We start from the raw sequence: 2,072 nt of genomic DNA on the forward strand, positions 1-2,072 counted from the left end.
ATCAGGAAAGTGATGGGCGAGAACTGGATGCGCTTCTTCGGCGAAGTCTGGAACGTCTAAACCAAACGTACAAACAAGGAACCCCGCGATGCAACCGCAACTGCCCATCGATGTCGATCCGAACACCGGCGTCTGGACCACCGACGCGCTGCCGATGCTGTACGTGCCGCGCCATTTCTTCACGAACAATCACACGGCCGTCGAAGAAGCACTCGGCCGCGACGTCTACGCCGACATTCTCTACAAGGCCGGCTACAAGTCCGCTTATCACTGGTGCGACAAGGAAGCGAAGCAGCATGGCATTACCGGCATGGCTGTTTTCGAGCACTACCTGAAGCGCCTGTCGCAACGCGGCTGGGGGATCTTCAAGATCGTCGAAGCCGATCCGTCGACGGCGCGCGCGAAGATCGAACTGCATCACTCGTCGTTCGTGCTCGCGCAGCCGGGCAAGGAAGGCAAGCTTTGCTACATGTTCGCCGGCTGGTTCGCGGGCGCGATGGACTGGGTGAATGACACGATGAGCGACACAACCGATGGCGGCAAGAACGCGCCGCGCGCGCAGTCGAAAGAAGTGCAGTGCGCAGCCGAGCATCACGATCACTGCGTATTCGAAGTGTCGCCGATCGCTCACTAAGCTGCAGATCATTTATACAGCCTGAACCGAACACCGCCCGAGGTCGCTTGCGATGCGTTACCCCAATCTGTTCAAACCTTTGACGCTCAATCAGCTGACACTGCGCAATCGCATCGTCAGTACCGCGCATGCCGAGGTCTATGCCGAACCGGGCGGTCTGCCCGGCGACCGCTATATCCGCTATTACGAGGAAAAGGCCAAGGGCGGTGTCGGCCTCGCCGTGTGCGGCGGGTCGAGCCCGGTGTCGATCGACAGTCCGCAGGGCTGGTGGAAGTCCGTCAATCTGTCGACGGACAAGATCATCGATCCGCTGTCGCGTCTCGCCGAAGCGATGCACCGGCACGGCGCGAAGATCATGATTCAGGCGACGCACATGGGCCGCCGCTCCGCGTTTCATGGCGAGCACTGGCCGCATCTGATGACGCCTTCCGGCGTGCGCGAGCCCGTGCATCGCGGTAACGCGAAGATCATCGAAGTGGAAGAGATCCGCCGCATCATCGGCGACTTCGCGGCGGCTGCGAAGCGCGTGAAGGACGCGGGCATGGACGGCATCGAGATTTCGGCCGCGCACCAGCATCTGATCGATCAGTTCTGGAGCCCGCGCACGAACTTCCGCACGGACGAATGGGGCGGCTCGCTCGAAAACCGTCTGCGCTTCGGCGTCGAAGTGCTGAATGCCGTGCGCGAAGCAGTCGGCAAGGACTTCTGCGTCGGCCTGCGCATGTGCGGCGACGAGTTCCACGAAGACGGCCTCGATCACGAGCAGCTGAAGGAAATCGCCCAGGCGATGGCGGAGACGGGCCTGATCGATTACATCGGCGTGATCGGCTCGGGCGCGGACACGCACAACACGCTCGCGAACTGCATGCCGCCGATGGCGCTGCCGCCCGAACCGTTCGTGCATCTCGCGGCGGGCATCAAGTCGGTCGTGAAGCTGCCCATCATGCACGCGCAAAGCATTCGCGACGCCGGGCAAGCGGAGCGTCTGCTCGCGAACGGCATGGTCGATCTCGTCGGCATGACGCGCGCGCAGATCGCCGACCCGCACATGGTCATCAAGATCCGCGACGGCCGCGAAGACGAAATCAAGCAGTGCGTCGGCGCGAACTATTGCATCGACCGCCAGTACAACGGGCTCGACGTGCTGTGCGTGCAGAACGCGGCGACTTCGCGCGAAGCGACGATGCCTCACGTGATCGAGAAGACGCGTGGGCCGCGCCGCAAGGTCGTGGTGGTCGGCGCGGGCCCGGCGGGACTCGAGGCGGCGCGCGTCGCGCGCTCGCGCGGTCACGATGTCGTGCTGTTCGAGAAGAGCGATGCCGTCGGCGGCCAGATCATGCTGGCCGCGAAAGCGCCGCAGCGCGAGCAGATGGCGGGCATCGTGCGCTGGTTCGATATGGAAACGAAGCGACTGGGCGTCGACCGGCGTCTGGGCGTC

General features: G+C 63.4%; 2 protein-coding genes. Both read left to right on the forward strand.

Annotated elements, in window-relative coordinates; translation table 11 throughout:
• Window positions 1-88 precede the first annotated feature (88 nt).
• Window positions 89-634 carry a DUF5943 domain-containing protein gene (locus BN2476_RS14775; RefSeq protein ID WP_087734925.1) on the forward strand — a complete coding sequence of 182 codons (546 nt, stop codon included), beginning with the start codon at window positions 89-91 and terminating at the stop codon, window positions 632-634.
• Window positions 635-686: 52 nt separating this feature from the next.
• Window positions 687-2,072: oxidoreductase (locus BN2476_RS14780; protein WP_087734927.1), on the forward strand; the 1,386-nt coding region annotated here is incomplete at its 3' end.

The organism is Paraburkholderia piptadeniae (assembly GCF_900007165.1).
GTDB lineage: Bacteria > Pseudomonadota > Gammaproteobacteria > Burkholderiales > Burkholderiaceae > Paraburkholderia > Paraburkholderia piptadeniae.